Consider the following 26,496-nt stretch of genomic DNA (forward strand, 5'->3'; position numbering starts at 1 on the left):
CTGACAATGCCGTACACCCTGCCCCGCGGATTCCCCGGCGAGGTGCCGTAAAAATCGGGGAAACTCCTGGTCAGGCGGGCTGTTCCGGCCCTAGGATGGCGCGCTCCGGCCATCCTTCGCGGTCACCGCCCCGCCGGGACCGCCCGACCCCGCGCCGCACGCACGCCCCCTCCGGCGCAGTGACGATGGACTCCCAGACCTCTCAGGCATCCCAGCCATCCCAGTCACCTCACCCACCTCACAGCTTCCAGGTCGACCTGCGCGGTCTGGTGGACCTGCTCTCCCATCACCTCTACTCCAGCCCCAAGGTCTATCTGCGCGAGCTGCTGCAGAACGCCGTGGACGCCATCACCGCCCGCCGGGCCGCCGACCCCGACGCCCCGGCGCGGGTCCGGCTGTACGCGGCGGACGGCGGGCTGCGGGTGGAGGACACCGGTGTCGGGCTCACCGAGCCGGACGTGCACAGCCTGCTGGCGACCATCGGCCGCAGCTCCAAACGGGCCGAGGGCCTGCACGAGGCCCGGTCGGACTTCCTCGGCCAGTTCGGCATCGGGCTGCTGGCCTGTTTCGTCGTCGCCGAGCGGATCCGGGTGGTCAGCCGCAGCGCCCGCACGCCCGGGGCCCCTCCCGTGGAGTGGACGGCCCGCGACGACGGCTCGTACACCGTGCGCACGCTGCCCGACGCCGAGCGGCCCGAGCCGGGTACGACCGTGTACCTGACCGCCCGGGCCGGTGCGGCCGAGTGGCTGGCGCCGGAGCGGGTCCGCGCCCTGGCCCGGGACTTCGGCTCCCTGCTGCCGTACGACGTCCGGGTCGGCGACGAGCCCGTCACCGAGCTGCCCGCGCCCTGGGACCGCGCCCATCCGAGTCCGGCCGGCCGGCGGGTGGCGCTGGCCCGGCACTGCCATGAGCTGTTCGGGTTCACCCCGCTGGACTCCATCGACCTGGACGTGCCGGTGGCCGGGGTCCGCGGGGTGGCGTACGTGCTGCCGTCGGCGGTCAGCCCGGCCCAGCGGGCGACCCATCGCGTGCATCTGAAGGGGATGCTGCTCACCGAGCGGGCCGAACAGCTGCTGCCGGACTGGGCGTTCTTCGTGCGCTGCGTCCTGGACACCGACAGCCTGCGGCCGACCGCCTCGCGCGAGGCGCTGTACGAGGACGAGACGCTGGCCGCCGTGCGGGACGCGCTCGGCACGCGGATCCGGTCCTGGCTGACCGGGCTCGCGGCCGGTGATCCCGAGCGCCTCGCGGCCTTCCTCGCCGTGCACCACCTGGGCGTGAAGTCCCTCGCCCGGCACGACGCCGACATGCTGCGCACGATGCTGCCGTGGCTGCCGTTCGAGACGACCGACGGACAGCTCTCCCTGGAGGAGTTCGCGCAGCGGCACCCGGTGGTGCACTTCACGCGGACGGTCGAGGAGTACCGGCAGGTCGCGCCGATCGCCGCGGCGCAGGGCGTCGGCGTGGTCAACGGCGGCTACACGTACGACAGCGAGCTGGTCGAGGCGCTGCCCCGGGTGCGGCCGGGGACGGTGGTCGCCGAGCTGGACGCGGACACCGTGACCGCGCACCTGGACGCGGTGGACCCGGCCGAGGAGCTGGCGCTGTCCGGGTTCCTGGCCGTCGCGCGGGACCGGCTCGACCCGCTGGGCTGCGACGTCGTCCTGCGGGCCTTCCACCCGCTGTCCGTGCCCGCGCTGCACCTGGACGACCGGGCCGCCCGGCACGAACAGGCCCGCGCGGCGGCCGAGGAGCAGGCCGACGACCTGTGGGCGGGCATCCTGGGCTCGCTGCGCGGCAGCGCCCCGCGCGCGCGTCTGGTGCTCAACCACCTCAACCCGCTGGTGCGGCGCATCGGTTCGCTCGGCGACCCGGAGCTGATCGGCACCGCGACCGAGTCGCTGTACGGGCAGGCCCTGCTGATGGCGCAGCGCCCGCTCAGGCCGGCCGACTCGGCGCTGCTCAACCGGGCGTTCATCGGGCTGCTCGCATGGGCGACCCATGGCGAGGGGGACGGACGATGAGTGGGATCACCGACTTCGACGCGCTGCGCCGGGCGCTGGCGGAGAACTCCGAGCAGCCGGAGGGCCCGGCCCGCAACGCGCGCGCGGAACAGCTGCTCGCCGAGGCCGAGAAGCTGGACATCCCGCTCGCCGTGATCGAGGCGCTCGGGCACCAGCTGAAGGTCTACAACTACAGCTCCGAGAAGGACAAGATGTTCGTCCCGTTCGCGCGGCTGCTGCGCATGTGGGACGAACGGCCCGAGGACTTCGACGCGTACGAGACGCACTCGCTGCACTGGGTCTTCAAGTGGATGTCGGCGGGCATGCTGGACCAGCCGCACATCCCGCTCGCCTCGATCGAGAAGTGGCTCGGCGAGATGGAGCACCGCTACCGGCTCGCCGGGCACTCCGAACGCGCGGTGCGCAGCGCCGAGTTCAGCGTGGCCGCGCACATCGGGGACCTCGCGCGCGCGGAGCGGGCGTACACGGCGTGGCTGGCCGCCGACCGGGACCGGATGGCCGACTGCCACGCCTGCGAGCTGCACGGGCAGGGCGTCTGGCAGGTGCGGTGCGGGCGGGACGCCGACGCGCTTCAGCTGTGGCGGCCGGTGCTGGAGGGCGAGTTCGCGTGCGCCCACGAGCCGCACAACGTGCTCGCCTCCTCACTCGCCCCGCTGCTGCGGCTCGGCCGCGTCGAGGAGGCCCGCGCGCACCACCTGCGAGGCTTCCGTCTCGTGCGCTCCATGGAGAGCATGCGGGGCGCGTACGCCGACCATGTGGAGTTCTGCGCGCTGACCGGGAACGAGGCGCGCGGCCTGGAGCTGCTCGCGGAGCGGCCGGCCTACTTCACGGACACCGGGCATCCTCGCAGCCGGCTGGACTTCCTGGCCGTGGTGACGCTGCTGATGGACCGGCTGACCGAGCTGGGGCACGGCGAGCGACGGGTGCCGGGGCCGGCCGGTCGGACCTGGACCGCGCGGGAACTCGCCGCGCACGCGCGCGCGGAGGCGACGGAGCTCGCCGAGCGGTTCGACCGGCGCAACGGCACGTCCGCCGTCGGCGACCGCGTGCGCGCACGGATGGCCCAGCACCCGTTGGTGGACCGCCTTCCGCTGGGCGTGCGTACGGTACGCCCCGCGCCGGCGCCGGCGCCGGCGGTCGCGCCCTTGCCACCGGCGGCCCCCGCCGAACCCGACCTGCCCGGCCTGCTCGCAGAGGCGCGGCGCCTGTCGGACACCCTGCGACCGCAGGCCCTGGAGGCCTGGGCGGCGGTCGCACGGGCCGCGGGGGACGGCGCCGGCCTGACGCCCCGCGACCGCGCGGAGATCGCCGACCACGAGGCGATGGCCCGGGGTCCGGAGGGGCTGGGGCTGTTCGAACGAGCGGCGGGTCTGTACGCGGAGGCGGGCGACCCCGGCGAGGCCCTGGCGGCACGCGCGCGTGGGGCGTACATCCGCGCCCTGACGGGAGAGCTGGACACGGCCCTCGCCACGGTCACGTCCCTGTACGACGAGGCACTCGCCCTGTACGCCGACGAGGGCACCGGGGTCCGCCAGACGGCGTCGGTCGCGATGAGCCGGGCACGGGTGCTGATGCGCCGGGTGCACGAGGCGGTGGGCGGGGGCAGCGGGGGCGAGGAGTCCGAGGAGTTCACCGAGGCGCGTTCGGGGGAGGCCGGGCAGTCCGGGGAGGCCGCAGCGGACACCGGGCAGGCCGTCGCGGAGGCTGAGGTTGCCGTGCGTGAGGTGTTGGCGCTCGTCGACGGGCGTGATGACGGCGACGTGCGGCTGGCGGCGCGGGGGGCCGAGGCGTGGGCCATGCTCGGTGAGTTGGCCGGGGTGACCGGGGACGCCGGGCGGGCGGCGGAGTCGTTCCGGCGGGCCGCCGACGTGTACGTGGCCGCCGGGCTGCCCTGGTTCGCGGTGGAGTACCAGGTGCAGGTCGCCGCCCTGGCCCACCAGGCCGGTGACCTGGCCGGGGCCGAGCGGGCGCTGCGGGCGGCCCTGGAGCACGGCGCGCCGTACGTGGAGCCGGTCGGGCGGGCCCGGTTGCACCTTCAGCTCGCCGAGGTGCTCGGTGGCCGGGACGCGTCCGGTGAGGCGGCCGAGCACGCGCTTCAGGCCGCGCACTGGGCCGACGAGGCCGGTGAGAGCGGCACCCTGGGCGCCTGGGCGCGGCAGCAGCTCGGCGGCTTCCTGCTGCGCCGGGGCCGCTACGCGGAGGCCGCCGAGGTGCTGGAGTCCGCGCTGGCCGACCTCAGCGCCGACACGCACGGCGACGGGACGGTCGTCCAGGCGCGCTGGTGGCTCGGGGACTGCCTGGGCGAGCTGGGCGAGCACCGGGCCGCCGCCGAACAGTGGCTCAAGGCCGCCGACCTCGCCCGGCACTGGCCCGAGCAGCGGGACCACGCCACGCTCGCCCACCTCGCCGCCGAGTCACTGGGCAACGCCGGGCTGGCGGCGGAGGCGGACCGCGCGTACGGGCGCGCGGGCGAGCTGTGGCGCGCGCTCGGCAACACCCCGTTCCTGGTCCGCTCGCTGCGTGCCCGCGCCTGGCTCGCCCTCGACGGTGAGCCGGGGGCGGCGGGCGCCCGTGTGCTGATGACGCAGGCGGTACGGGAGTGCGAGACGGCGCTGGCGGCGGCGAAGGAGGCGGACCGGGAGGAGCTGGCCGCCGAACTGGGCGGCACGTACCGGCAGTTCGCGGAGCTGCTGGCCAGCTCGGTGTCCGAGGAGGCCGAGGACCCGGCGATCCGGGCCGCGTCCGAGGCGGCCCTGGAGCAGATGACCCGGGCCGTGGCGGTGTTCGCGACGCTCGGCGCGGCCGGGCTGCACAGCCGTACCGGCGCGGAACTGGCCGCGGGCCGGCTGGAGGCGGACCTCGGCCGTCCGGCGCGGGCGGCGGCACGCGCGCGTGGGGTGCTCGCGGCCTACGAGGGCGCGGGCGAGGGGGACGAGTCGGCCCGGGCACGGCGGGAAGAGGCGGCCCGGCTGCTGGAGGCGGTACAGGAACAGGAAGGGGAGGGCGCCGAACAGGGCTGAGCCACCGCCGCGTCGGTCCGGACCGTCACCGGGCGCCGCCACACCACGCTGTCATCGCACGCCGGCACTCCCCACCGTCCCTCCCCGCCGTCACTCCACGCCGATGAGCAGCAGCGCTCCCTGCCGGCCGCCCCGGTACACCACCGTGTCCACGGCCAGGTAGGACTCCCGCACGCGTGCCTCCAGCTGCGCGGCGGCGGTCTCGGGCGCCTCGTCGCCGACGACGAGGGTGACCAGTTCGCCGCCGGCCTGGAGCATGCGGTCCAGGACGGTGCGGGCGGTGGCGGTGACGTCCGCGCCGATCACCGCCACATCGCCGTCGATCAGCCCGAGCACGTCCCCGGCCTGGCAGATGCCGGCCGTCGTCCAGGACTGGCGCTCGGCGACGACGACCTCGGCGTACCGGGTGGCGCCCGCCGCCGAGGTCATCTGGACGACGTCCTCGTCGAACCGGCGCCCCGGCTCGTGCACCGCGAGCGCGGCGATGCCCTGGACCGCCGAGCGGGTCGGGATCAGGGCCACGCGGACACCCTCGGTGCGGGCCTGTTCGGCCGCGGCGGCGGCTGTGTGGCGCAGTTCGGCGTCGTTGGGCAGCAGGACGACCTCCCGCGCGTGGGCCCGCCGTACCGCCTGCACCAGCTCCCCGCTGGCGGGCGGCTCGCCGGGGCGCGCGAGGACGGTGGTCGCGCCCGCCTCGGCGTACAGCGCGGCCAGCCCCTCGCCCGGTACGACGGCGACGACCGCCCGCTGGGCACGCTCGCGCGGCGGGCGCTCGCGGCCGGTGGGCACATCGCCGAGCCCGAAGTGGGTGATCCGGATCCGGTACGGCCGCCCGGCCTCCACGCCGGCCTCCACGGCGGCGCCGGCGTCGTCGACGTGCACATGGACGTTCCACAGCCCGTCCCCGCCGACCACGACCAGGGAGTCCCCGAGGGCGTCGAGCCGCGCGCGCAGCCGGGCCACGGCCGCGTCGTCGGCCTCCAGGAGATAGATCACCTCGAACGCGGGCCCGCCGTGTCCGGCCGCGTCGGCGCATCGCTCGGGGGCCGCCACGCGCGCGTGCGCGGGTGCGTCGCCATCGGGGGCGGATGCGGGTACGGACACGGCTCCCTGGGGCTGCGGGATCTCCCGCAGCAGGGACTCGCGCACCGGAAGCTCGCGCACCGGAGGCTCCCGTACCGCCTCCCCCGTGAACGCCTCCACCAGCGCCCCCAGCACCGCCACCAGCCCCCGGCCGCCCGCGTCGACCACGCCGGCCCGCTCCAGCACGGCCAGCTGGCCCGGGGTCGCCGCCAGGGCCACCCGCGCTCCCTCGTAGGCGGCCCGCGCGACCGTCCGGCAGTCGCCCTCGGCTCCCTCGGCGGCGTCGGCGGCGGCCGAGGCGACCGTGAGCACCGTGCCCTCGACGGGGTGGGCGACGGCCTGCCGGGCGGAGTCGGCGGCCCGGCGCAGGGCCAGCCGCAGCCCCGAGCCGTCGATGTGAGAGGTGTCACCGGCATCCGCGAGCACCTGCGCCATCCCGCGCAGCAGCTGCGCGAGGATCGTCCCCGAGTTGCCCCGGGCCCCGATCAGCGCCCCGTGGGCCATGGCCCGGACGGCGTCCGCCAGACAGGGCTCCCCGGAGCCGGTCTCGTACCCGGCGAACACCGCCTCCACGGCCGTCGCCGCCGACTCCAGGGTCAGATACAGGTTGGTCCCGGTGTCGCCGTCCGCCACCGGATAGACGTTGATCGCGTCGATCTCCTCACGGGCCCTCCCCAGTGCCCGCAGCGCCAGACCGCACCAGGTGCGCACCGCGAGAGCATCGAGGAATGTCTGCGGCACCTGCGTCACCTGCGCCTCCCTGAGCTGGCTGGACGTGGGACGCAGCGTAGACCCCGGACCGGTGCGCTCCGGAAGAGGGCCGGGGCGGAGGCCTGAGCCGCCATGGTAGTTTCGTTGTACGGGCGCAGCCGTTGTATGCTGCTCCGGTTGCCCGATCCGATCGGGCCATTCCCCTGGCAGCGCCACTCAAGATTCAGGTCTTAGGATCTCGATCCCGGCATGCCGGGATCAACCGTAAGTGCATCTGAAGTCTTTGGAGTGACCCGTGGCTGCCAACTGCGACGTCTGCGGCAAGGGGCCGGGCTTCGGCAACAACATCTCGCACTCGCACCGCCGTACGTCCCGCCGCTGGAACCCGAACATCCAGCGTGTGCGTACCGTGGTCGGCGGGACGCCGAAGCGCGTGAACGCTTGCACCTCGTGCATCAAGGCCGGCAAGGTCTCGCGCTGACGCTACAGCTGAGCGCGCGGCCACTGCCTGGTTCGCTGCACTGAGCCGGTCCACCCCCGGGTGGGCCGGCTTTTTGCCGTACCCGTGAGCCGTACCCATGAGCCGTACTCATGAACGGCCGCCGCCTGCCAGAATCCACGGAATGCGCTTCGGCATCCTGGGCCCGGTCGAGATCCACACCGACGACGGCACTCCCCTCGGCCCCGGCGGCCCCCGGCCCCGTGCCCTGCTCACGCTGCTGCTGCTCGACGCCGGCCGCCCGGTGTCCGTGGAGCGCCTGCTCGACGGTCTGTACGGCGCCGAGCCGCCCGCCGGGGCCACGGGCGCGCTGCAGTCCCAGATCTCCCGCCTGCGCCGGCGTCTCGCGCCGCACGCCGGCATCGACGCCGTCCCCGCCGGCTACGCCCTCGCCGTCGACCCGGACGCGGTCGACGTCCACCGTTTCGCGCGCCTGGCCGCGGAGGGCCGTACGGCGCTCACCGCCGGCGATCACCCGCGGGCGGCGGCCCTCCTGCGGGACGCCCTCGCGCTGTGGCGCGGGCCGGCGCTGCCCGACCTGCCGGACGCGCACGCCGACCGGGCCCGGCTGGAGGAGCTGCGGCTGGCGGTCGTGGCGGACCGGATCGACGCGGAGCTGGGGGCCGGGGCCGGGCCGGAGCTGGTGCCCGAGCTGCGGGCACTGCTCCAGGGGCGTCCGCTGGACGAACGGCTGTACGGGCAGCTGATGCGGGCCCTGCACGCTGCCGGGCGGTCCGCGGAGGCGCTGGCGGTGTTCGAGGAGGCGCGGCGCAGCCTCGCCGACGAGCTGGGCGCCGATCCGTCGCCCGCCCTGTCCGCGCTCCACCTCCACCTGCTCCGGGAGGGGACCCAGACCCCGCCCCGCCCCCGTCTGCCGGCCCAGCTCACCCGCTTCGTGGGCCGCGAACCGGAACTGGCCCGGATCGACCGCGCCCTCACCGACTCCCGTCTGGTGACGCTGACGGGTCCCGGTGGCGTCGGGAAGACCAGGCTCGCCCTGGAGGCGGCCCGCGCCCGGACCGGCAGGAACGCGACGAGGTCCCGCACCGGCGCGAAGACCCGCCCCACCCGCATCGCCGCAGCGCCGGTACCGGCCCCCGGCACACCCCCGCCGCCGGCCCGCCCCGCCGACGCCCCCGACGTCTGTCTGGTCGAACTCGCGCCTCTCTGCGACGGTGCCCGGATCCCGTACGCGGTGCTGGCGGCGCTCGGGGCGCGGGACGGCTTCCGCAGCCCTGCCACGGACGCCCTGGACCGGCTGCTGGCCGTGCTGGCGGATCGTGAGGTGCTGCTCGTGCTCGACAACTGCGAGCACCTGGTCGAGTCCGCCGCGCGCACGGCCGCGCTGCTCCTCGGTGCCTGCCCCGGGGTCCGTGTCCTGGCGACCAGCCGGGAGTCGCTGGGCATCACCGGCGAGGTGCTGGTGCCGGTGCCGCCGCTGCCCGAGGAGCCGGCCGTACGGCTGCTGCTGGACCGCGCGCGGGCGGTGCGGCCCGATTTCGACGGCCACGCGCGCGTGCCGGAGATCTGCCGGGCGCTGGACGGGCTGCCGCTGGCGATCGAACTGGCGGCGGCCCGGCTGCGCACGCTCTCCGTGGTGGAGCTGGCGGACCGGCTGCACGACCGGTTCCGGGTGCTCGCGCGCGGGGACCGGGCCAAGGCACCCCGGCATCGGACGCTGCGCGCGGTGGTGGAGTGGAGCTGGGAACTGCTGGACGCGGCGGAACGTGACCTGGCGAGGAGGCTGACCGTCTTCTCGGGCGGGGCCACGCTGGACGCCGTGGCGGCCGTCTGCGGGGTGCCGTACCCGGAGGATCCGCTGGCGTCCCTGGTCGAGAAGTCGTTCCTGGAGGTGTCCGACGGGCGCTACCGGATGCTGGAGACGATCCGCGCCTTCGTCGCCGAATCACTGACGGGTCAGCAACAGCCCGACACCACGCCCGCCGAGCCACCCACCGACCCCCGCCGGCTGCGCGCGGCCCACGCGGCGTACTTCCTGCGGCTGGCCGAGCACGCCGAGCCGCTGCTGCGCGGTGGGGGGCAACTGCCCTGGCTGGCGCGGCTGGCCGCCGAGCAGGGCAATCTCGACGCGGCCCTGCGGTATCTGACCGAGACGGCTCCTCAGGACGCGCTGCGGCTGACGGCCGCGCTGACCTGGTTCCGGCGGCTGCGCGGCCTGCACGGCAACCGTGTGCCGGGCGCCCGGGACCTGCTCGCGGCGGTCGGCGAGGAGCCGCCGCCCGGCCTGACCGAGGAGTACGCGCTGTGTGTGATGAACGCGGTCTCCGGGCGCGGCGACGACCCGGCGGACCCCGGCCTGACCGCCCGAGCGGCCACCCTCATGGCCTCCCTGGACGGCCCGCTGCGGCTGCCGTTCACGGTGATCCTGTGGTCCCTCACGGGCGGCCCCCAGCTGAGCGTGGACGAACGCGTGCGCGTGCAGCTGGACCGGGAGCCGTGGGGCCTGGCCCTGCTGGACCTCGGCCTCGCCTACCAGGCGCTGTTCGCGGGGCGGGCCGCCGACGCGGAAGCGGGCTTCACGCGCGCGTGGAAGGGTTTCCAGGGGACGGGTGACCGCTGGGGCATGGCCAACTGCCTCGACCCGCTGGGCGGGTTCGCGTACGGCCGGGGCGCGTACGGGAGGGCGCTGGCCCTGCTGGACGAGGGGCTGGTGCACGTCCGGGAACTGGACGCGCCGGAGGAGACCGCCGATCTGCTGCGCACGCGCGCGGTGGTGCTGCTCGCCCAGGGCGCGTCGGAGGAGGCCGTCACGCACTTCACACGCTCCGGTGAACTGGCCCGTACCGCCGGGGCGACCGACAAGGTGGCCGGTGCGCTGCGCGGGCTGGGGGACGCGGCCCGGCTGGGCGGCGACACGGCACGCGCACGCGTGCACTACGAGAACGCCCTGGAGGCCTGCGCGGCCACATGGTTCAGCGTGGGCGAGACGGTGCGGATCCTCATCGGGCTGGGTCGTACCGCCGCCGCCGAAGGGGACACGGAGTCCGCCCGGGACTGGCTGGCCCAGGCCCGAGCGCAGGCCCTGGAGTCGTCCGACGGGCTCCTGCTCGCCGATGTCGCCGACGCGCTCGCCGCTGTTGGCCCGCGGCCGGAGCGGGCGGCCGAACTCCTCGGTGCCTCCGCGGGCCTGCGCGGCGCGCCCCGGCCCGGGGACCCGGACGTCGCGCGGACGACGCAGCACACGCGCGCGTGCCTGTCCCCCGAGGCCTACGCCCAGGCCTACGAGCGGGGCAGGCGGCTGCGGTCAGCGGCGGTCAGCGAACGGTAGGGGCACGGTGAGCGGGGGCCGGGACGCTGGCCGGCATGACGCAGACACACGACCTCGGCCACCTGTCCGTCCTGATCTCCGGCGCCAGCGTCGCCGGCCCCGCCCTCGCCCTGAACCTGGCCCGCTACGGCGCCCGGGTCACGGTCGTGGAGAAGGCTCCCGCGCTGCGCACCGGCGGCTTCGCCGTCGACTTCCGGGGGCACGTGCACCGTACGGTGCTCACCGCGATGGGCATCTGGGACGACGTCCACGCCCACCAGACCCACATGGGCCCCCAGAGCGTCGTCTCCGCCGACGGCACCCCGCGCGTGGACCTGCCCGCGGAGATGATGAGCGGCGATGTGGAGATCTTCCGCGGCGACCTGGCCCGGATCATGTACGAGCGGACGAAGGACTCGGTGGAGTACGTCTTCGGCGACTCCGTCACGGCGCTGACCGACACCCCGCGGGGCGTCGAGGTCGCGTTCGAGCGGGGCGCGCCCCGTCGCTTCGACCTCGTCGTCGGTGCCGACGGCCTGCACTCGAACACCCGCCGCCTGGTCTTCGGCGACGAGTCCCGCCACCTGCGCTTCCTCGGCCACTACGTGGCCGGCTTCAGCCTCCCCAACCACCTGGGCCTGAACCGCTCCGGCCGCCTCTACAGCGAGCCCGGCCGCTGTGTCGGCATCAACAACTACGACGGCGACCCGGAGCGCGCCGGCGCCCTGCTGGTCTTCCGGTCCGAACCGCTGGAGTACGACCGGCGGGACGTCGCGGCGCAGAAGCGGATCCTCGGCGAGCGGTTCGCCGGAATGGGCTGGGAGACGCCGGCCGTGCTGAGGGGCCTGGCCGAGACGGACGACCTGTACTTCGACGCCATCGCCCAGATCCACGTCGACCGTCTCGTCGAGGGCCGGGTGGCGCTGCTCGGGGACGCCGGGTACGGGGCGACGATGGGCGGCATGGGCACGGGGGTGGCCATCGTCGGCGCCTACGTCCTCGCCGGTGAGCTGGCCCTGGCGGGCGGCGATCACCGGGCCGCGCTGGCCGCCTACGAAAGCCGGATCCGGGACTTCGCCAAGGGCTGCCAGAAGATCTCCGGCAACGCGGGGCCGTTCTTCGCCCCGGCCACCGAGCGGCGCATCCGCAGCCGGGACCGGATGTACCGGCTGCTCAGCTCCCGGCTGCTGGCCGGCTTCTTCAAGCGGCTGACGGAGAAGGCGGCAACCGCCATCGAGCTCCCCGAGTACCCCGCCTGACCCTCAGGGGGTGTCCCGTCTGAGCGCCCACCCGTGGTCCACGGGCCCGATCCCCGCGCCAAGGGCGAACCCGGCGGCGATGGCGCCGGTGACGTACTCCTTGGCCGCCGCGACCGCCTCCGGCACGGCCTGTCCCCTGGCCAGGCCGCAGGCGATGGCGGAGGCGAGGGTGCAGCCGGTGCCGTGGGTGTGCCGGTTGTCGTGGCGGGGCGCCCGCAGCAGGTGTACCTCGGAGCCGTCGGTGAGCAGGTCCACGGCGTCGCCCGCCAGATGTCCGCCCTTGATCAGCACCCAGCGCGGCCCGAACTCCAGCACGGCCGCGGCGGCCCGTCGTAGATCGTCCTCCGACTGGACGCGGACTCCGGTGAGTTGGGCCACCTCGTCGAGGTTCGGGGTGGCCACGGTCGCCACCGGCAGCAGCTTCGTCCGTACGGAGTCCAGGGCGGATGCGGCCAGCAGCGGATCGCCGTGCTTGGAGACGCCGACCGGGTCCACCACGGCCGGTGCGTCCGTGCCGGAGATCAACTCGGCGACCGCCTCGACCAGTTCGGCGGAGGCCAGCATGCCGGTCTTCACGGCCTGGACGCCGATGTCGTCCACGACGCTGCGGTACTGGGCCCGGACCGCCTCCACGGGCAGCTCCCAGGCGCCCTGCACCCCCACGGAGTTCTGCGCGGTCACCGCGGTGAGCACGCTCATGCCGTGCACACCGAGCGCGAGCATCGTCTTCAGGTCGGCCTGGACGCCGGCGCCGCCGCCGGAGTCCGAGCCGGCCACCGTGAGAACCCGGGGGATCATGACTCGATGTCCCCGAAGTGGTCCCAGCCGCCCTTGCTGGTCCAGGGCGCCCCGTCGACCGTCACCTGGGGCAGCGCGGAGGGGTTGAGGACCTCGCCGATGACCTTCCAGCGGGCCGGGAGCTTCGCGTCCGGCGGGAAAGTGGCCACGATCGCGTGGTCCTCTCCCCCGGTCAGCACCCACTGGAGCGGGTCCACGCCGACGGCCTGCCCGATGTCGTTCATCTGCGTGGGGATGTCGATCGCGCCGGAGCGGATGTCGATGCGGACCTTGCTGGCCTCGGCGATGTGCCCGAGGTCGGCGATCAGGCCGTCGCTGACGTCGCACATCGCGGTGGCGCCGAGCGCGGCGGCGGCCGGGCCCGCGTGGTACGGCGGCTCGGGGCGCCGGTGGGCCTCCACAAAGGCGCGGGGCGAGCGGAAACCGCGGGCGAGCACCGCGTACCCGGCCGCGGACCAGCCCAGCCAGCCGGTGACGGCCACGAGGTCGCCGGGCTGGGCACCCGCGCGCGTGACGGGCTCCTGGTTGCGCAGATCGCCGAGCGCGGTGATCGACACCATGATCGTGTCGCCGCGCACGACGTCCCCGCCGACCACGGAGGCGCCGGCGACCTGGCACTCGTCGCGCAGGCCGTCCATCAGCTCGGTCGGCCAGGTGACCGGCAGTTCCGCCGGGACGACCAGGCCGAGCAGCAGCGCGGTCGGTACGGCCCCCATGGCGGCGATGTCCGCCAGGTTCTGCGCGGCGGCCTTGCGTCCGACGTCGTAGGCCGTGGACCAGTCACGGCGGAAGTGCCGGCCCTCCAGCAGGATGTCGGTGCTCGCCACCACCCGTCGGTCGGGCGCGGCGACCACCGCGGCGTCGTCGCCGGGGCCGACCCGGACCGCCGGGGTGGTGGTGAGACGGGAGGTCAGCTCCCGGATGAGCCCGAACTCACCTAGCTCACCCACTGTGCCCTTCATTGCCTCAAGCCCCTTCTGTGCCTCGCCACGCCCGGTCGCGCGTCACCAGTGTCCCCGATACGGTCGAGGTGACCGTCAACTTCCGTCGTGCCTGCACCCTGGCGCGCAAGCCCGGTTCCCGCAGGTCTCCCCTCGGGGAGCGGCGACGCGATACCGTGGCGTTCCTTTTCCCCACATGATCCTCGTGGCCGCCCTGGAGGTTCCGTGGTACAGGCGTACATCCTGATCCAGACGGAGGTCGGCAAGGCCTCGACCGTCGCCGAGACGATCAGCAAGATCCCTGGAGTGCTCCAGGCCGAGGACGTCACGGGGCCGTACGACGTCATCGTGCGGGCCCAGGCCGAGACGGTCGACGAGCTCGGCCGCATGGTGGTCGCGAAGGTCCAGCAAGTGGACGGCATCACACGCACGCTGACCTGTCCGGTGGTGCATCTGTAGCCCCCGTCTACGCTTGGCCGGTGAACATCTTCCGTCACCGGCCTCTCGCCCTGCTCACGCCGGCCCTGCTCATCGCGGTCGCGGGCTGTTCCGCGGTGGACGACAGCGACACCGTGGCGGTTCCCACCCCTGACGCGCGGACCGCCCCGCTCTGCCGGGACCTGGACAAGGTCCTGCCGCGGAAGGTGGACGGGCAGACCCGCGCCGACCCCGAGCCCCGGTCCGCCTACACGGCGGGCTGGGGAAGCCCGGCGATCATACTGCGCTGCGGCATCGTCCGGCCGCCGAAGATGGTCGACGCCAAGGTGGCGCAGGGCGACGACCCGAACGCGATCGGCGGCGGGGTGAACGGCGTCGACTGGCTGATGGAGAAGCAGGGCGACGGCACCTGGCGGTTCACCACGTCCAATCGCCGGGCGTACGTGCAGGTGACCCTGCCGAAGAAGCTGTCCGGGCCGGACGACAGCGCCCAGGTGATGACGGACCTGGCGCCGGCCGTGAAGAAGGCGATCCCGAAGGGGATCGCCTCCATGCGGGGATGAGACCTGACGAGGTCAGCGAAGCCCCGTCGAGCGGCGCAGCGCCGCCTGCACCAGGCGGTCCACCAGCTCGGGGTAGCTGATCCCGCTGGCCTGCCACATCTGCGGGTACATCGAGATCGGCGTGAAGCCGGGCATGGTGTTGATCTCGTTGATCACGAACTCGCCGTCCTCGGTGAGGAAGAAGTCCGCGCGGACCAGGCCCTCGCAGGAGGCCGCCTCGAACGCCTCGACGGCGAGCCTGCGCACCTCGGCGGTCTGCTCCTCGGTGAGGGGGGCCGGGACGATGCCGGGCGTGGAGTCGATGTACTTGGCCTCGAAGTCGTAGTACGCGTGCGCGTCCGGCGGCGGGATCTCGGCCGGGACGGAGGCGCGCGGGCCGTCCTCGAACTCCAGGACGCCGCACTCGATCTCCCGGCCGCGTACGGCCGCCTCGATGAGGATCTTCGGGTCGTGGGCCTGCGCCTCGGCGATCGCCTCGTCCAGGCCGGACAGGTCGTCGACCTTGGTGATGCCGATGGACGAGCCCGCGCGCGCGGGCTTCACGAACAGCGGCCAGCCGTGCTCGCCGGCGAAGCCGACGATCCTCTTGCGGGCGGCGGACTCGTCCTGGGCCCACTCGCGGGGCCGGATCACCAGGTACGGGCCGACCTTGAGCCCGTAGGAGGTGAAGATCCGCTTCATGTACTCCTTGTCCTGGCCGACGGCCGAGGCGAGCACGCCGGAGCCGACGTACGGCACTCCGGACAGCTCCAGCAGGCCCTGCAGGGTGCCGTCCTCGCCGTAGGGGCCGTGGAGCACCGGGAAGACCACGTCGACCTCGCCGAGCGCCTTGGGCACGGAGCCGGGCTCGCTGTAGACGACCTCGCGGTTCGCCGGGTCGACGGGGAGCACCACGCCGCCCTCGTGCGACTCCGCCAGCTCCGCCACGCTGGGGGTGCGGCGGTCGGTGATGGCCATCCGCTCCGGCTCGTCGGCCGTCAGCGCCCAGCGGCCGTCCGCGGTGATGCCGATCGGCAGGACGTCGTACTTCGTCCGGTCGATGGCCTTGAGGACGGCGCCGGCGGTGACCACGGAGATCCCGTGTTCGGAGCTGCGCCCGCCGAACACGACGGCCACGCGCGGCTTGCGCGACGGCTGCTCAGGGCTCTGGGGAAGGTTCTCGGTGCTCATATCGCGTTGAGAGTACCCGTAGGTAGCGCCCAAGTCAGCGCGCGCTCCCGGGCCGTCGCTCAGCGTCGCACGGACGGTCGCTCAGTGTCGTGCCCGGCCCGTCCCGGACGGACCGACGCCTCCCGGCTCGGCGCCTTCCCGGGCCCAACGCCTCCCGGCGTTGGCGTCTCCCCGGGCCCAACGACTCCCGGCCTCGGCATCTCCCGGCGCTGGCGCCTCCCGGACAGCTTGGGCCCCTCCCGGCCTTCGCGCCTTCCCCGGCCCAACGCCTCCCGCTCGCCCCGGGCAGCGTCTCCTGGCCTCGGCATCTCCCGCGTTGGCGCCTCCCAGACAGCCTGGGCGCTTCCCGGCCTTCGCGTCTTCCCCGGCCCAACGCCTCCCGGCTCGCCCCCGGGCAACGTGGCCTCGGCATCTCCGGCGTTGGCGCCTCACGGAGGGCCTCGGCGCCTCACGGCCTTCGCGCCTCCCCGGGCTCGGCGCCTTCCCGGCCTTCACCCCTCCCGGCCTCGGCGCCTTCCCGGGCCCAACGCCTCCCGGCCTCGGCGCCTCCCCGGGCCCAACGACTCCCGGCCTCGGCATCTCCCAGCCTTCGCGCCTTCCCGGCCCAACGACTCCCGGCCTCGGCGCCTCCCAGGCTCGGCGTCTCCCCCGGCCCCGCCGTCTCCCCGCCTCGGCTCCTCCCGGGCTCAGTGCCTCCAGGCCTCAGTGCCTCCCGGCCCCGGTGCCTGCGGGCTCAGTGCCGCTCGGGTTTGGCGCTGCGTGCCATCAGCTCCTTGAGCGCGACGACCGGCGACTTGCCCTCGTGCACGATGCTGACGACCGTCTCGGTGATGGGCATGTCGACACCGTGCCGGCGGGCCAGATCCAGCACGGACTCGCAGGACTTGACGCCCTCGGCGGTCTGCTTGGTGACCGCGATGGTCTCCTCCAGGGTCATGCCCTTGCCGAGGTTGGTGCCGAAGGTGTGGTTGCGGGACAGCGGCGACGAGCAGGTGGCCACCAGGTCGCCCAGGCCCGCGAGTCCGGAGAAGGTCAGCGGGTCGGCGCCCATGGCGAGGCCGAGCCGGGTGGTCTCGGCGAGGCCGCGGGTGATGAGCGAGCCCTTGGCGTTGTCGCCCAGCCCCATGCCGTCGGCGATGCCCACCGCGAGCCCGATGACGTTCTTGACCGCGCCGGCGAGTTCGCAGCCGACCACGTCGGTATTGGTGTACGGCCGGAAGTACGGCGTGTGGCAGGCCGCCTGGAGCCGCTGGGCGACCCGCTCGTCGGTGCAGGCCACGACGGCCAGGGCGGGCATGCGGGCGGCGATCTCGCGGGCCAGGTTGGGTCCGGTGACGACCGCGATCCGGTCGGCGCCGACCTTGGCGACGTCCTCGACGACCTCGGTCATCCGCATGGTGGAGCCGAGTTCGACGCCCTTCATCAGGGAGACGAGGACGGTGTCCGGGGCGAGCAGCGGGGCCCACTCGGCGAGGTTGGCGCGCAGGGTCTGGGAGGGGATGGACAGGACCGTGAAGTCTGCGCCGGCCGCGGCCTCGGCGGGGTCGGTGGTGGCCCGGACGTTCTCGGGGAGTTCGACGCCCGGCAGGTAGTCGGGGTTGACCCGGGTGGTGTTGATCGCGTCCGCGACCTCGGGCCGGCGGGCCCACAGGGTGACCTCGCAGCCGGCGTCGGCGAGCACCATGCCGAAGGCGGTGCCCCACGAACCGGCGCTGAAGACCGCCGCCCTTACCGGTGCGCTCACTTGGTCTGCCCTTCCACTTGCCGGCCCTGCGTCTGCGCCTGGGTGCGGCGGCGCTGCTCGATCCGCTCGCGGCGCGGGTCGTAGGGCGTCTCGGGCGCCTTCTCGCCGCGGATCTCCTCGAGCTGGCGGGTGATGGCCGCCATGATGACCTCGGTGGCCTCCTTCAGCACCTCCGGGGTCATCTCCTGGTCGTAGAAACGGGAGAGGTCCACGGGGGGTCCGGCGAGCACGTGGTGCGTCTTGCGCGGAAAGAGGTTCGGCTTCTTGGCGTACGGCGGCAGCAGTTCGTTGGCGCCCCACTGCGCGACGGGGATGACCGGGCACTTGGTCTGCAGGGCGACCCGGGCGGCGCCGGTCTTGCCGGTCATGGGCCAGCCGTTCGGGTCGCGGGTGAGGGTGCCCTCGGGGTAGAAGGCGACGCACTCGCCGCGCTCCACGGCGTCGATCGCGGCCCGGAAGGCGCTGAGGGCGTCCGTGGACTCGCGGTAGACGGGGATCTGCCCGGTGCCGCGCATGGCGGCGCCCACGAATCCCTTCTTGAAAAGCCCGCTCTTCGCCAGGAATCGCGGCACCCGTCCGGTGTTGTACTGATAGTGCGCGTACGCGAAGGGGTCCAGGTGGGAATTGTGGTTCACCGCGGTGATAAATCCGCCCTCGGCCGGAATGTGCTCCATTCCGCGCCAGTCCCGCTTGATCAGAACCACCAGCGGCGGTTTGCAGATCACCGCGGCGAAGCGGTACCAGAAGCCGATTCTGCGGCGGGACACAAGGACACCTTCCTCTAGGACTGCAACCCCGGCGGGGGCCGCACAAGTGTGGCCCCGGGCCGCCGGTCTGTCGAGAACACCGTACGCCCCGCCTCCCGCGGCGCCAGATGGCCCGGGGGACAATGAGCGCGACAAGAGAGGGACGGTACGCCGGTGCAGTGGACCTTGGTCATCCCCCTGAAGCCCCTGACGCGGGCCAAGAGCAGGCTCGCGGACACCGCCGACGACGGGGTGCGCCCGGGCCTGGCACTGGCGTTCGCGCAGGACACGGTGGCCGCGGCGGTGGCGTGTCCGGCGGTGTCGGATGTGGCGGTCGTCACGGACGACGAGCTGGCCGGCCGGGAGCTGGGCGCGCTGGGCGCGCGGATCGTGCCGGACACTCCCGGCAGCGGCCTCAACGCCGCGCTGGCGCACGGCGCGGCCGTGGTGCGCGCGATCCGTCCCGGCGCTCCGGTGGCGGCCCTGAACGCCGATCTGCCGGCCCTGCGTCCGGCGGAACTGTCCCGGGTACTGGCGGCGGCTTCGCAATTCCCGCGCGCGTTTCTCGCGGACGCGGCGGCGCTGGGCACGACTTTGCTGGCAGCGGCCGGTGATCGTGAATTGCGGCCGGCATTCGGTGTCGATTCCCGTTCCCGTCATCGGGCCTCCGGCGCGGTGGAACTCGCGCTCACGGGGGTGGATTCGGTCCGCCAGGACGTCGACACGGCCGCGGACCTGCGAGCGGCACTGACTCTGGGCGTGGGCCGGCATACGGCGGCGGCTTCGGCGGGGCTTCTCATCCCGGGCCCTTGAAGCGCCCCGAAAGGGGCGCGGGGAACGGCGCGACCGGCCACAACGTCCCGCACTCGACAGGCGTACGGCACCCCCGACGGCGTGCCGCCGCAGGCACTACGCTGGCCGCCATGCAAGCAACCGCATACACCTACGACCCCGAGACCCGCAGCGGCCAGGTGCTACTCGACGACGGCACCCCGATCCCCTTCGACGCGGCGGCGTTCGACCGGGGCGGACTGCGGCTGCTGCGTCCGGGACAGCGCGTGCGGATCGAGACGGAGACCGAGGGCGGCGCCCTCCGGATCACCCTGGTAACCCTTCAAACCCTCTGACCCCCTTACACACGCCGCGGGCCGGGCTCCCCTGGGGAGTCCGGCCCGGCGCGTGAATGCCCTGGCGGCCTTACGACGTCGCCTTGCGGGCGGTGGTCTTCTTGGCGGTGGTCTTGCGGGCCGTCGACTTCTTCGCCGGGGCCTTCTTGGCGGTGACCTTCTTCGCCGGAGCCTTCTTGGCCGTCGTCTTCTTGGCGGCGGTCTTCGACGCGGTGGTCTTGGCGGTCGCCGTGGTCTTCTTGGCGGGAGCCTTCTTCGCCGTGGTCTTCTTCGCGGCGGCGGTGGTCTTCTTCGCCGCCGTCTTCTTCGCCGCGGTACCCGCGGTCTTCTTCGCCGCACCCGCCGTCTTCTTGGCGGCGGCCTTCTTGCCGGCGGCCTTCGCGATGGTGGGCGGCGGGCCGGACAGGCTGCCCTTCGGCGCCTTCTTGACCGCGACCTCGCCCCCGCGCGGGAGCTTCTTCGAACCGCTCACCAGGTCCTTGAAGCCCTGACCGGCGCGGAAGCGCGGCACGGAGGTCTTCTTGACCCGAACCCGCTCGCCCGTCTGGGGGTTGCGCGCGTAGCGGGCGGGGCGGTCCACCTTCTCGAAGGACCCGAAGCCGGTGACAGAGACCCGCTCGCCCGCGACGACCGCGCGGACGATGGCGTCCAGAACATGATCGACAGCGTCGGCGGCCTGCTGGCGGCCACCCAACTTGTCGGCAATCGCTTCTACGAGCTGCGCCTTGTTCACGTCTTCCCCTTCGGAGACATCGCCAGAACGAAAGTGTTCAAGCTTTTTCGCACGTTAGGCAGATATATACCGCAAATCAAACACGAAACGGGCTTATCACCCTTGTGCCGCAACGGACTCGGCTGTCTCGGACGGTTCAGCGGTCCTCTTCGGGGATCCGACCCGCGTCCAGATCCGCCGTGAACCGATCGAGCCGCCTTGCCGCGTCGGCGAGATCGTGCTTGGCCGCGGCCGTAATGACCAGCAGCTTCCGGGTCAGCGCCATCCGTACGCCCTCCGGGACTTGCAGTGCGCGCACCCTTGCGTGCGCTTCCTTGAGCTGGTTCGCGACCGCCGTATAGAGCTGGAGTTGGCCGTCGTGTTCCATGCACAGATTGTGCCATCTGGGGCGAGTTGTCGCCTGCGCAGGGTGCAACTACCGCCTCAAATGGCCTTCCAGGCACTTGCGGAAGACGCGAACACAGCACTCACCTACCCGGACAACAGCCTTCGTAACGTGGGCAGTTGAGCGGACCAGGGCAGAGCCGCGGGGCCGTTCGGGTGCAGACATGGCTGTACCCCCAATCGTGGCGATCGGGGGTACAGGCGGGATGTTGGGGTGGCCGAAACCTGACCTTCGCGGGGTCCGGTCGGCGCCGGATCAGACCGGGAGCGTCCGCGGCTTGTAGGCGGGCCGCCCGGCCTCGTAGGCGGCGATCTCGTCCTCGTTCCGGAGGGTGATGGAGATGTCGTCCAGGCCGTTCAGCAGCCGCCAGCGGGAGTTCTCGTCCAGCTCGAAGGAGGCGGTGATGCCCTCGGCACGCACCTCACGAGCCTCAAGGTCCACAGTGACCTCAGTAGTGGGGTCCGCTTCCGTCAGCTCCCACAGCGCGTCCACGATCTTCTGGTCCAGGACCACCGTGAGCAGGCCGTTCTTCAGCGAGTTGCCCCGGAAGATGTCGGCGAAGCGGGAGGAGATCACGGCCTTGAAGCCGTAGTTCTGCAGCGCCCAGACGGCGTGCTCGCGGGACGAGCCGGTGCCGAAGTCGGGGCCGGCGACCAGGACCGTGGCGCCCTGCCGCTCGGGGCGGTTGAGGATGAACTCGGGGTCCTTGCGCCAGGCCTCGAACAGCCCGTCCTCGAAGCCGTCCCGGGTGACCTTCTTGAGCCAGTGAGCAGGGATGATCTGGTCGGTGTCGACGTTGCTGCGGCGCAGCGGGACGGCCCGGCCGGTGTGGGTGGTGAAGGCTTCCATGATTCTCAGACTCCAGCGGGCGTGCGGTCGTCGGTCAGATCGGCCGGGGAGGCCAGGTGGCCCAGGACGGCGGTGGCCGCCGCGACCTGCGGCGACACCAGGTGGGTACGACCGCCCTTGCCCTGCCGGCCCTCGAAGTTGCGGTTGGAGGTGGAGGCGGAGCGCTCGCCGGGGGCCAGCTGGTCGGGGTTCATGCCGAGGCACATCGAGCAGCCCGCGTGCCGCCATTCGGCGCCGGCCTCCTTGAAGACCACGTCCAGGCCCTCGGAGACGGCCTGGAGACCCACGCGCGCGGAGCCCGGGACGACCAGCATCCGTACGCCGTCGGCGACTTTGCGGCCCCGCAGGATGTCGGCGGCGGCGCGCAGGTCCTCGATGCGGCCGTTGGTGCAGGAGCCTACGAAGACGGTGTCCACGTCGATGGTCCGCAGCGGCTGTCCGGCCTCCAACCCCATGTATTCCAGGGCCTTTTCGGCGGCGAGCCGCTCCGAAGCGTCTTCGTACGAAGCCGGGTCGGGGACGTTCGCCGAAAGCGGCGCGCCCTGGCCGGGGTTGGTGCCCCAGGTGACGAACGGCGACAGCTCGGCGGCGTTGATGACGACCTCGGCGTCGAAGACGGCGTCCTCGTCGGTCCTCAGGGTCTTCCAGTACGCGACCGCGGCGTCCCAGTCGGCGCCCTCGGGGGCGTGCGGGCGGCCCTTGAGGTACGCGAAGGTGGTCTCGTCGGGGGCGATCATGCCCGCGCGGGCGCCGGCCTCGATCGACATGTTGCAGATGGTCATCCGGGCCTCCATCGAGAGCTTCTCGATGGCGGAGCCGCGGTACTCCAGGATGTAGCCCTGACCGCCGCCGGTGCCGATCTTCGCGATGATCGCCAGGATCAGGTCCTTGGCGGTGACACCCTCGGGCAGCTCGCCGTCGACGGTGATCGCCATGGTCTTCGGGCGGGCCAGGGGCAGCGTCTGGGTGGCCAGCACGTGCTCCACCTGGGAGGTGCCGATGCCGAACGCCAGCGCGCCGAAGGCGCCGTGCGTGGAGGTGTGGGAGTCACCGCAGACGACGGTGGTGCCCGGCTGGGTCAGACCCAGCTGGGGGCCGACGACGTGGACGACGCCCTGCTCGACGTCGCCCAGCGGGTGCAGCCGCACCCCGAACTCGGCGCAGTTCTTGCGCAGGGTCTCCAGCTGGGCGCGGGAGACGGGGTCGGCGATGGGCTTGTCGATGTCGAGGGTCGGGGTGTTGTGGTCCTCGGTCGCGATGGTGAGGTCGAGGCGGCGCACCTGGCGGCCGTTCTTGCGGAGCCCGTCGAAGGCCTGCGGGCTGGTCACCTCGTGCAGCAGGTGCAGATCGATGTAGAGGAGGTCGGGCTCGCCCTCGGCGCGCCGGACGACGTGGTCGTCCCAGACCTTCTCCGCGAGTGTCCTACCCATCGCTTTCCCTCCGGCCGGCAAGCGTCCACCGACCCAACTAGAGATCTTGAGGAGCGGTGGCTGCCCTTCTCGGGGCCCCTGAACGTCGTGATTCCGGGCGTCCACCGCCAGGCCCGTTGGTCTGCGGGCCGCTGTGTGATTCCAGGGTGGCGCGTTCCACGGAAAATTGAACTTGCGTTTCACAGAGTGAGACGTGAGTATCGTTGCATGGACAACAGTAGCGGCGTCGGCGTTCTGGACAAGGCGGCCCTCGTCCTGAGCGCTCTGGAGTCCGGTCCGGCCACCCTCGCGGGTCTGGTCGGCGCGACCGGACTGGCACGACCCACGGCCCACCGCCTGGCCGTGGCCCTGGAACACCACCGCATGGTGGCACGCGACATGCAGGGCCGTTTCATTCTCGGCCCGCGCCTCGCGGAGCTCGCGGCCGCGGCGGGCGAGGACCGCCTGCTCGCGACGGCGGGCCCCGTGCTCACCCACCTCCGTGATGTCACCGGCGAGAGTGCGCAGCTCTACCGCCGCCAGGGCGACATGCGGATCTGTGTGGCCGCGGCGGAACGCCTGTCCGGCCTGCGGGACACCGTCCCGGTCGGCTCCACGCTCACGATGAAGGCGGGCTCCTCGGCGCAGATCCTGCTCGCCTGGGAGGAACCCGAGCGCCTGCACCGGGGCCTGCAGGGCGCCCGCTTCACGGCGACGGCCCTGTCGGGCGTACGGCGGCGCGGCTGGGCCCAGTCCATCGGCGAGCGGGAGCCGGGCGTCGCGTCCGTCTCCGCGCCCGTACGCGGCCCCTCCAACCGCGTGGTGGCCGCCGTGTCCGTCTCGGGCCCCATCGAGCGCCTGACCCGCCACCCGGGCCGCATGCACGCGCAGGCGGTCATCGACGCGGCGGCCCGCCTCTCGGAGGCGCTGCGCCGCTCGGGCTGAGAGCACGAGATCCGTTCCGGTCGGGAAGTGGCCGCCTCAACGCCGCGGCAGCTTCTTCCCGACGGCGGCGGATCGGCCTCAGGGCGCGGGGAACGGCGCGAGCACCGGCCACGGACCCGCACCGGCCCGGCGGCGGACGCCCCACGGCGGTCAGGCGTCCGCACCCTCCCCCGACCGGTGAGCGAACCGGTCCTTCGCGTACCGCCCGCGCGCGGCGAGCGGCACCTGCCCGTGCGCCGCGGCCAGCCCGAACGCCGGCATGTCCCCGTAGATCGCCTCGTACGACCCTTCCGGCACGACATACGTCTCGTGCCAGATCCCGACCTGCCCCCGCAGCCTGCCGCCCCGCTCCTTGCGGTTGATCGCGGCCCACGCCTTGTGGTGGAAGGCGTCCGGCGCGGTGGCGTAGGCGTAGAGCTTGTCCTTGGACTCCCAGTACTGCACGACGTAGTACGTGCGCGGGGACGCCGTCAGCAGCACCTTGGCGCGCAGCCCGCGCCCGGGGTCCTTCTCCAGCTCCCGCAGCATGCGGAACATCGCCAGCATCACCGGCAGCCAGAGGTGCACGGCCCGGAAGCGGTTGATGCGCATGCCGATCAGCAGGACGACGACCTCGCCCTTCGCGTCGGCGGTCGTACGGGACACCATGGCTTTCCCCCTCATCGGCGAGCGGCACTATCCAATCGCCCGGTGCTTGGATAGTGCCGTTATCCAAGAAGGGGCGCAAGACATGCGGCTTGCCGAGCTGAGCAGACGCAGCGGTGTGGCCACCGCGACGATCAAGTACTACCTGCGCGAAGGGCTGTTGCCGCCGGGCCGCCAGGTGAACGCGACGACGGCCGACTACGACGAGACACACCTGCGCCGGCTGCGGCTGGTCCGCGCGATGATCCAGGTGGGCGGGCTTCCGGTGGCGGCGGTCCGTGAGGTGCTCGGGCATGTCGACGACGACTCGCTGGGCCGCACGATCCGGTTGGGCGCGGCCCTGTGGGCGCTGCCCCAGGTCCCGGAGCCGGACGAGGAGGACGAGTTCGTGCGGGCCGCGCACCGGGAGGCGGGCGAGCTGCTGGACCGGCTCGGCTGGTCGAACGCGCGGCTGCTGACGACCATCTCCCCCGCGTACCGGTCGCTGGTGGTGGCGGTGGCCGCGTTCCGCCGGCTCGGCTACGAATGGGACGCCGAACTGCTCGTGTCGTACGCGAAGTTGATGCACGAGGCCGCCAAGCTCGACCTGGACTTCGTGGAGACGCGTCCGTCGGAGGCGGAGAAGGTGGAGACGGCGGTGCTCGGCGCCGTCCTGGTGGAGCCGATGCTCCAGGCCCTGCACCGGCTGGCCCAGGAGGAGGAGTCGGCGCGGCGCTACGGCTTCGAGTGAGCGCGCGGGCCGGGGTGCGGGCGGGAACGGCGAAGGCCCTCCACCGAGGTGGAGGGCCTTCCCTGTGCGTACCCCCGACCGGATTCGAACCGGCGCTACCGCCTTGAGAGGGCGGCGTGCTAGGCCGCTACACAACGGGGGCGTGGACGCTGCGTTTCCGCAGGTCCGAGCTGGTCTACCTGGACTCGAACCAAGACTAACTGAACCAGAATCAGTCGTGCTGCCAATTACACCATAGACCAATGATGGTTTAGACCAGTCAGTACCCCCGACCGGATTCGAACCGGCGCTACCGCCTTGAGAGGGCGGCGTGCTAGGCCGCTACACAACGGGGGCCCTAGCGATCCCGACGAGATCGAGATCAGTACCCCCGACCGGATTCGAACCGGCGCTACTGCCTTGAGAGGGCAGCGTGCTAGGCCGCTACACAACGGGGGCTTTGCAGATAAGCTCTGCGAGCTGGCCTACCTGGACTCGAACCAAGACTAACTGAACCAGAATCAGTCGTGCTGCCAATTACACCATAGGCCACTGGAACTCAATCCCCTACGGGGTTCTCGTTCTAGCTTGCTCCTCGGGGCTCCGGCCTTCCGGCCCGCTCCCCTCGGCGCAGGAAGAACATTACCCGAAGGTGGACGGGGCTCCAAAACGGGTATGCGCGCGGACGAGCGCCGGGAGTTCGGCGAGGGTCGCGATCCGGTGCGCCACGACCTCCCCGGCGGCCCGCGCGTAGGCCGACCCGCGGTCGATCCACACCGACAGCAGCCCGGCCTCGGCGGCGCCCCGCCCGTCGATCTCGGGGTGGTCGCCGACGTACGCCACCTCGTGCGGAGGCAGCCCCAGCGCCTCGCAGGACGCCAGGAAGGCGCCCGGCTCCGGCTTGGAGACGCCCAGCTCGGCGGCGCACAGCACGGACTCGAAGCGGTGGAGCAGGCCGAGGGTGCGCAGCTTGTGCTCCTGGACGGTGATGCTGGAGTTGGACAGCACGGCGTGCCGGTGGCTCGCCGCCAGGGCCTCCAGGGCGGGCAGGACGTCCGGGAAGACGCTCCAGGCGGCCTCGTAGTGCCCGATGTACCGCCCGAACCAGTCGTCGGCCTCCGCGTCGGTGAGGTCCTTGTCCAGGAAGACCCGCACCCGGTCGCGCCGCTGGTCCTGGAAGGTGGTCTCGCCGGCGGCGTAGCGCGCCCACTGCCGCTCGGTGATCTCCCGCCACCGGGCCAGCGCGGTCTCGGCACTGCCGTAGCCGGCGAGCAGCCCCTCCACCGCGAGATGGGCGCGCATGCCCTCCCGGTCGGCGGTCGTGTAGTCGAAGAGGGTGTCGTCCACGTCCCAGACCACGGCTCTGATCGTCATAGGTCCGACGGTACCGCCGGACCGGTTGGGGCGCCGGGGTGCGGACCGTCGCCCGT

The 26,496-nt window shown here is 73.0% G+C and carries 23 protein-coding genes and 5 tRNA genes; 11 read left to right on the forward strand and 17 right to left on the reverse strand.

Features of this window, described 5'->3' with window-relative positions; translation table 11 throughout:
- Nucleotides 1–185 precede the first annotated feature (185 nt).
- Both AB0L21_RS10695 and AB0L21_RS10700 read left to right on the forward strand, forming a co-directional pair.
- Entirely contained in the window at nucleotides 186–2,024 is a 1,839-nt protein-coding gene (locus AB0L21_RS10695; RefSeq protein ID WP_365783406.1) for an HSP90 family protein, read from the forward strand.
- On the forward strand, nucleotides 2,021–5,044 hold the full coding sequence (locus AB0L21_RS10700) for a tetratricopeptide repeat protein (protein ID WP_365783408.1): 3,024 nt from the start codon (nucleotides 2,021–2,023) through the stop codon (nucleotides 5,042–5,044). The genes AB0L21_RS10695 and AB0L21_RS10700 overlap by 4 nt, the downstream gene beginning before the upstream one ends.
- A 90-nt stretch (nucleotides 5,045–5,134) precedes the next feature.
- On the opposite strand, the gene AB0L21_RS10705 is transcribed toward AB0L21_RS10700, so the two are convergent.
- Nucleotides 5,135–6,877, reverse strand: coding sequence for a DAK2 domain-containing protein (locus tag AB0L21_RS10705; protein WP_365703006.1), 1,743 nt, complete (start codon nucleotides 6,875–6,877; stop codon nucleotides 5,135–5,137).
- A 256-nt stretch (nucleotides 6,878–7,133) separates the two neighbouring features.
- On the opposite strand from AB0L21_RS10705, the gene rpmB reads away from it, so the two are divergent.
- The 3 genes from rpmB to AB0L21_RS10720 all read left to right on the forward strand — a co-directional run bounded on the left by rpmB (nucleotide 7,134) and on the right by AB0L21_RS10720 (nucleotide 11,864).
- Entirely contained in the window at nucleotides 7,134–7,319 is a 186-nt protein-coding gene (gene rpmB / locus AB0L21_RS10710; RefSeq protein WP_003993230.1) for a 50S ribosomal protein L28, read from the forward strand.
- 142 nt (nucleotides 7,320–7,461) lie between these two features.
- Nucleotides 7,462–10,626 carry a BTAD domain-containing putative transcriptional regulator gene (locus AB0L21_RS10715; protein ID WP_365783410.1) on the forward strand — a complete coding sequence of 1,055 codons (3,165 nt, stop codon included), beginning with the start codon at nucleotides 7,462–7,464 and terminating at the stop codon, nucleotides 10,624–10,626.
- A 35-nt stretch (nucleotides 10,627–10,661) separates the two neighbouring features.
- A complete protein-coding gene (locus AB0L21_RS10720) occupies nucleotides 10,662–11,864 on the forward strand; it encodes an FAD-dependent monooxygenase (RefSeq protein WP_365783412.1) in 1,203 nt (400 codons plus the stop codon).
- 3 nt (nucleotides 11,865–11,867) lie between these two features.
- Here AB0L21_RS10720 and thiD read toward each other — a convergent pair whose 3' ends face one another.
- On the reverse strand, nucleotides 11,868–12,662 hold the full coding sequence (thiD, locus tag AB0L21_RS10725) for a bifunctional hydroxymethylpyrimidine kinase/phosphomethylpyrimidine kinase (RefSeq protein ID WP_365703012.1): 795 nt from the start codon (nucleotides 12,660–12,662) through the stop codon (nucleotides 11,868–11,870).
- Entirely contained in the window at nucleotides 12,659–13,624 is a 966-nt protein-coding gene (locus AB0L21_RS10730) for a thiamine-phosphate kinase (RefSeq protein WP_030649164.1), read from the reverse strand. The genes thiD and AB0L21_RS10730 overlap by 4 nt, the downstream gene beginning before the upstream one ends.
- A 204-nt stretch (nucleotides 13,625–13,828) precedes the next feature.
- On the opposite strand from AB0L21_RS10730, the gene AB0L21_RS10735 reads away from it, so the two are divergent.
- Together AB0L21_RS10735 and AB0L21_RS10740 are read left to right on the forward strand one after the other, a co-directional pair.
- Nucleotides 13,829–14,062 carry an Lrp/AsnC ligand binding domain-containing protein gene (locus tag AB0L21_RS10735; RefSeq protein WP_030649166.1) on the forward strand — a complete coding sequence of 78 codons (234 nt, stop codon included), beginning with the start codon at nucleotides 13,829–13,831 and terminating at the stop codon, nucleotides 14,060–14,062.
- 20 nt (nucleotides 14,063–14,082) lie between these two features.
- On the forward strand, nucleotides 14,083–14,604 hold the full coding sequence (locus AB0L21_RS10740; protein WP_365783414.1) for a DUF3515 domain-containing protein: 522 nt from the start codon (nucleotides 14,083–14,085) through the stop codon (nucleotides 14,602–14,604).
- A 12-nt stretch (nucleotides 14,605–14,616) separates the two neighbouring features.
- On the opposite strand, the gene AB0L21_RS10745 is transcribed toward AB0L21_RS10740, so the two are convergent.
- The 3 genes from AB0L21_RS10745 to AB0L21_RS10755 all read right to left on the reverse strand — a co-directional run bounded on the left by AB0L21_RS10745 (nucleotide 14,617) and on the right by AB0L21_RS10755 (nucleotide 18,285).
- Nucleotides 14,617–15,774, reverse strand: a complete 1,158-nt coding sequence (locus tag AB0L21_RS10745) for a D-alanine--D-alanine ligase family protein (RefSeq protein ID WP_365703018.1) — start codon at nucleotides 15,772–15,774, stop codon at nucleotides 14,617–14,619.
- Between the two features lie 733 nt (nucleotides 15,775–16,507).
- Entirely contained in the window at nucleotides 16,508–17,518 is a 1,011-nt protein-coding gene (locus AB0L21_RS10750) for an NAD(P)H-dependent glycerol-3-phosphate dehydrogenase (protein WP_365703020.1), read from the reverse strand.
- Complete coding sequence (locus AB0L21_RS10755; RefSeq protein ID WP_365783416.1) at nucleotides 17,515–18,285, reverse strand: lysophospholipid acyltransferase family protein; 771 nt, start codon at nucleotides 18,283–18,285, stop codon at nucleotides 17,515–17,517. The genes AB0L21_RS10750 and AB0L21_RS10755 overlap by 4 nt, the downstream gene beginning before the upstream one ends.
- A gap of 153 nt (nucleotides 18,286–18,438) precedes the next feature.
- On the opposite strand from AB0L21_RS10755, the gene cofC reads away from it, so the two are divergent.
- Together cofC and AB0L21_RS10765 are read left to right on the forward strand one after the other, a co-directional pair.
- Nucleotides 18,439–19,077 (forward strand): 2-phospho-L-lactate guanylyltransferase, encoded by a 639-nt coding sequence (gene cofC / locus AB0L21_RS10760; protein WP_365783418.1) that lies wholly within the window; start codon nucleotides 18,439–18,441, stop codon nucleotides 19,075–19,077.
- Nucleotides 19,078–19,187: 110 nt separating this feature from the next.
- Entirely contained in the window at nucleotides 19,188–19,391 is a 204-nt protein-coding gene (locus tag AB0L21_RS10765; protein WP_365703026.1) for a hypothetical protein, read from the forward strand.
- A 70-nt stretch (nucleotides 19,392–19,461) separates the two neighbouring features.
- Here AB0L21_RS10765 and AB0L21_RS10770 read toward each other — a convergent pair whose 3' ends face one another.
- From AB0L21_RS10770 to leuC, 4 genes are all read right to left on the reverse strand, one after another.
- Nucleotides 19,462–20,124 (reverse strand): HU family DNA-binding protein, encoded by a 663-nt coding sequence (locus tag AB0L21_RS10770; protein WP_365703028.1) that lies wholly within the window; start codon nucleotides 20,122–20,124, stop codon nucleotides 19,462–19,464.
- 136 nt (nucleotides 20,125–20,260) lie between these two features.
- On the reverse strand, nucleotides 20,261–20,491 hold the full coding sequence (locus AB0L21_RS10775) for a hypothetical protein (RefSeq protein ID WP_030649187.1): 231 nt from the start codon (nucleotides 20,489–20,491) through the stop codon (nucleotides 20,261–20,263).
- 273 nt (nucleotides 20,492–20,764) lie between these two features.
- Nucleotides 20,765–21,358 (reverse strand): 3-isopropylmalate dehydratase small subunit, encoded by a 594-nt coding sequence (gene leuD / locus AB0L21_RS10780; RefSeq protein ID WP_030649190.1) that lies wholly within the window; start codon nucleotides 21,356–21,358, stop codon nucleotides 20,765–20,767.
- A 5-nt stretch (nucleotides 21,359–21,363) separates the two neighbouring features.
- Nucleotides 21,364–22,788, reverse strand: coding sequence for a 3-isopropylmalate dehydratase large subunit (gene leuC / locus AB0L21_RS10785; protein WP_365703031.1), 1,425 nt, complete (start codon nucleotides 22,786–22,788; stop codon nucleotides 21,364–21,366).
- A 207-nt stretch (nucleotides 22,789–22,995) separates the two neighbouring features.
- Between leuC and ndgR the strand changes: the two genes are divergently transcribed.
- A complete protein-coding gene (gene ndgR / locus AB0L21_RS10790; protein ID WP_023546516.1) occupies nucleotides 22,996–23,712 on the forward strand; it encodes an IclR family transcriptional regulator NdgR in 717 nt (238 codons plus the stop codon).
- Between the two features lie 150 nt (nucleotides 23,713–23,862).
- On the opposite strand, the gene AB0L21_RS10795 is transcribed toward ndgR, so the two are convergent.
- Complete coding sequence (locus tag AB0L21_RS10795; protein WP_365703033.1) at nucleotides 23,863–24,375, reverse strand: DUF4188 domain-containing protein; 513 nt, start codon at nucleotides 24,373–24,375, stop codon at nucleotides 23,863–23,865.
- 67 nt (nucleotides 24,376–24,442) lie between these two features.
- Between AB0L21_RS10795 and AB0L21_RS10800 the strand changes: the two genes are divergently transcribed.
- Nucleotides 24,443–25,087, forward strand: a complete 645-nt coding sequence (locus AB0L21_RS10800; protein ID WP_365783420.1) for a MerR family transcriptional regulator — start codon at nucleotides 24,443–24,445, stop codon at nucleotides 25,085–25,087.
- 69 nt (nucleotides 25,088–25,156) lie between these two features.
- Here the strand turns inward: AB0L21_RS10800 and AB0L21_RS10805 are convergent.
- From AB0L21_RS10805 to AB0L21_RS10830, 6 genes are all read right to left on the reverse strand, one after another.
- Nucleotides 25,157–25,229: transfer RNA gene (locus tag AB0L21_RS10805), tRNA-Glu, on the reverse strand.
- Nucleotides 25,230–25,257: 28 nt separating this feature from the next.
- Nucleotides 25,258–25,329, reverse strand: a tRNA-Gln gene (locus tag AB0L21_RS10810).
- Nucleotides 25,330–25,350: 21 nt separating this feature from the next.
- Nucleotides 25,351–25,423 (reverse strand) — tRNA-Glu (locus AB0L21_RS10815).
- A gap of 29 nt (nucleotides 25,424–25,452) precedes the next feature.
- Nucleotides 25,453–25,525 (reverse strand) — tRNA-Glu (locus tag AB0L21_RS10820).
- 21 nt (nucleotides 25,526–25,546) lie between these two features.
- Nucleotides 25,547–25,618: transfer RNA gene (locus AB0L21_RS10825), tRNA-Gln, on the reverse strand.
- A gap of 90 nt (nucleotides 25,619–25,708) precedes the next feature.
- On the reverse strand, nucleotides 25,709–26,440 hold the full coding sequence (locus AB0L21_RS10830) for an HAD family hydrolase (protein ID WP_365783422.1): 732 nt from the start codon (nucleotides 26,438–26,440) through the stop codon (nucleotides 25,709–25,711).
- Between the last annotated feature and the right edge of the window lie 56 nt (nucleotides 26,441–26,496).

Source organism: Streptomyces sp. NPDC052721 (assembly GCF_040678315.1).
Taxonomy (GTDB): Bacteria; Actinomycetota; Actinomycetes; order Streptomycetales; family Streptomycetaceae; genus Streptomyces.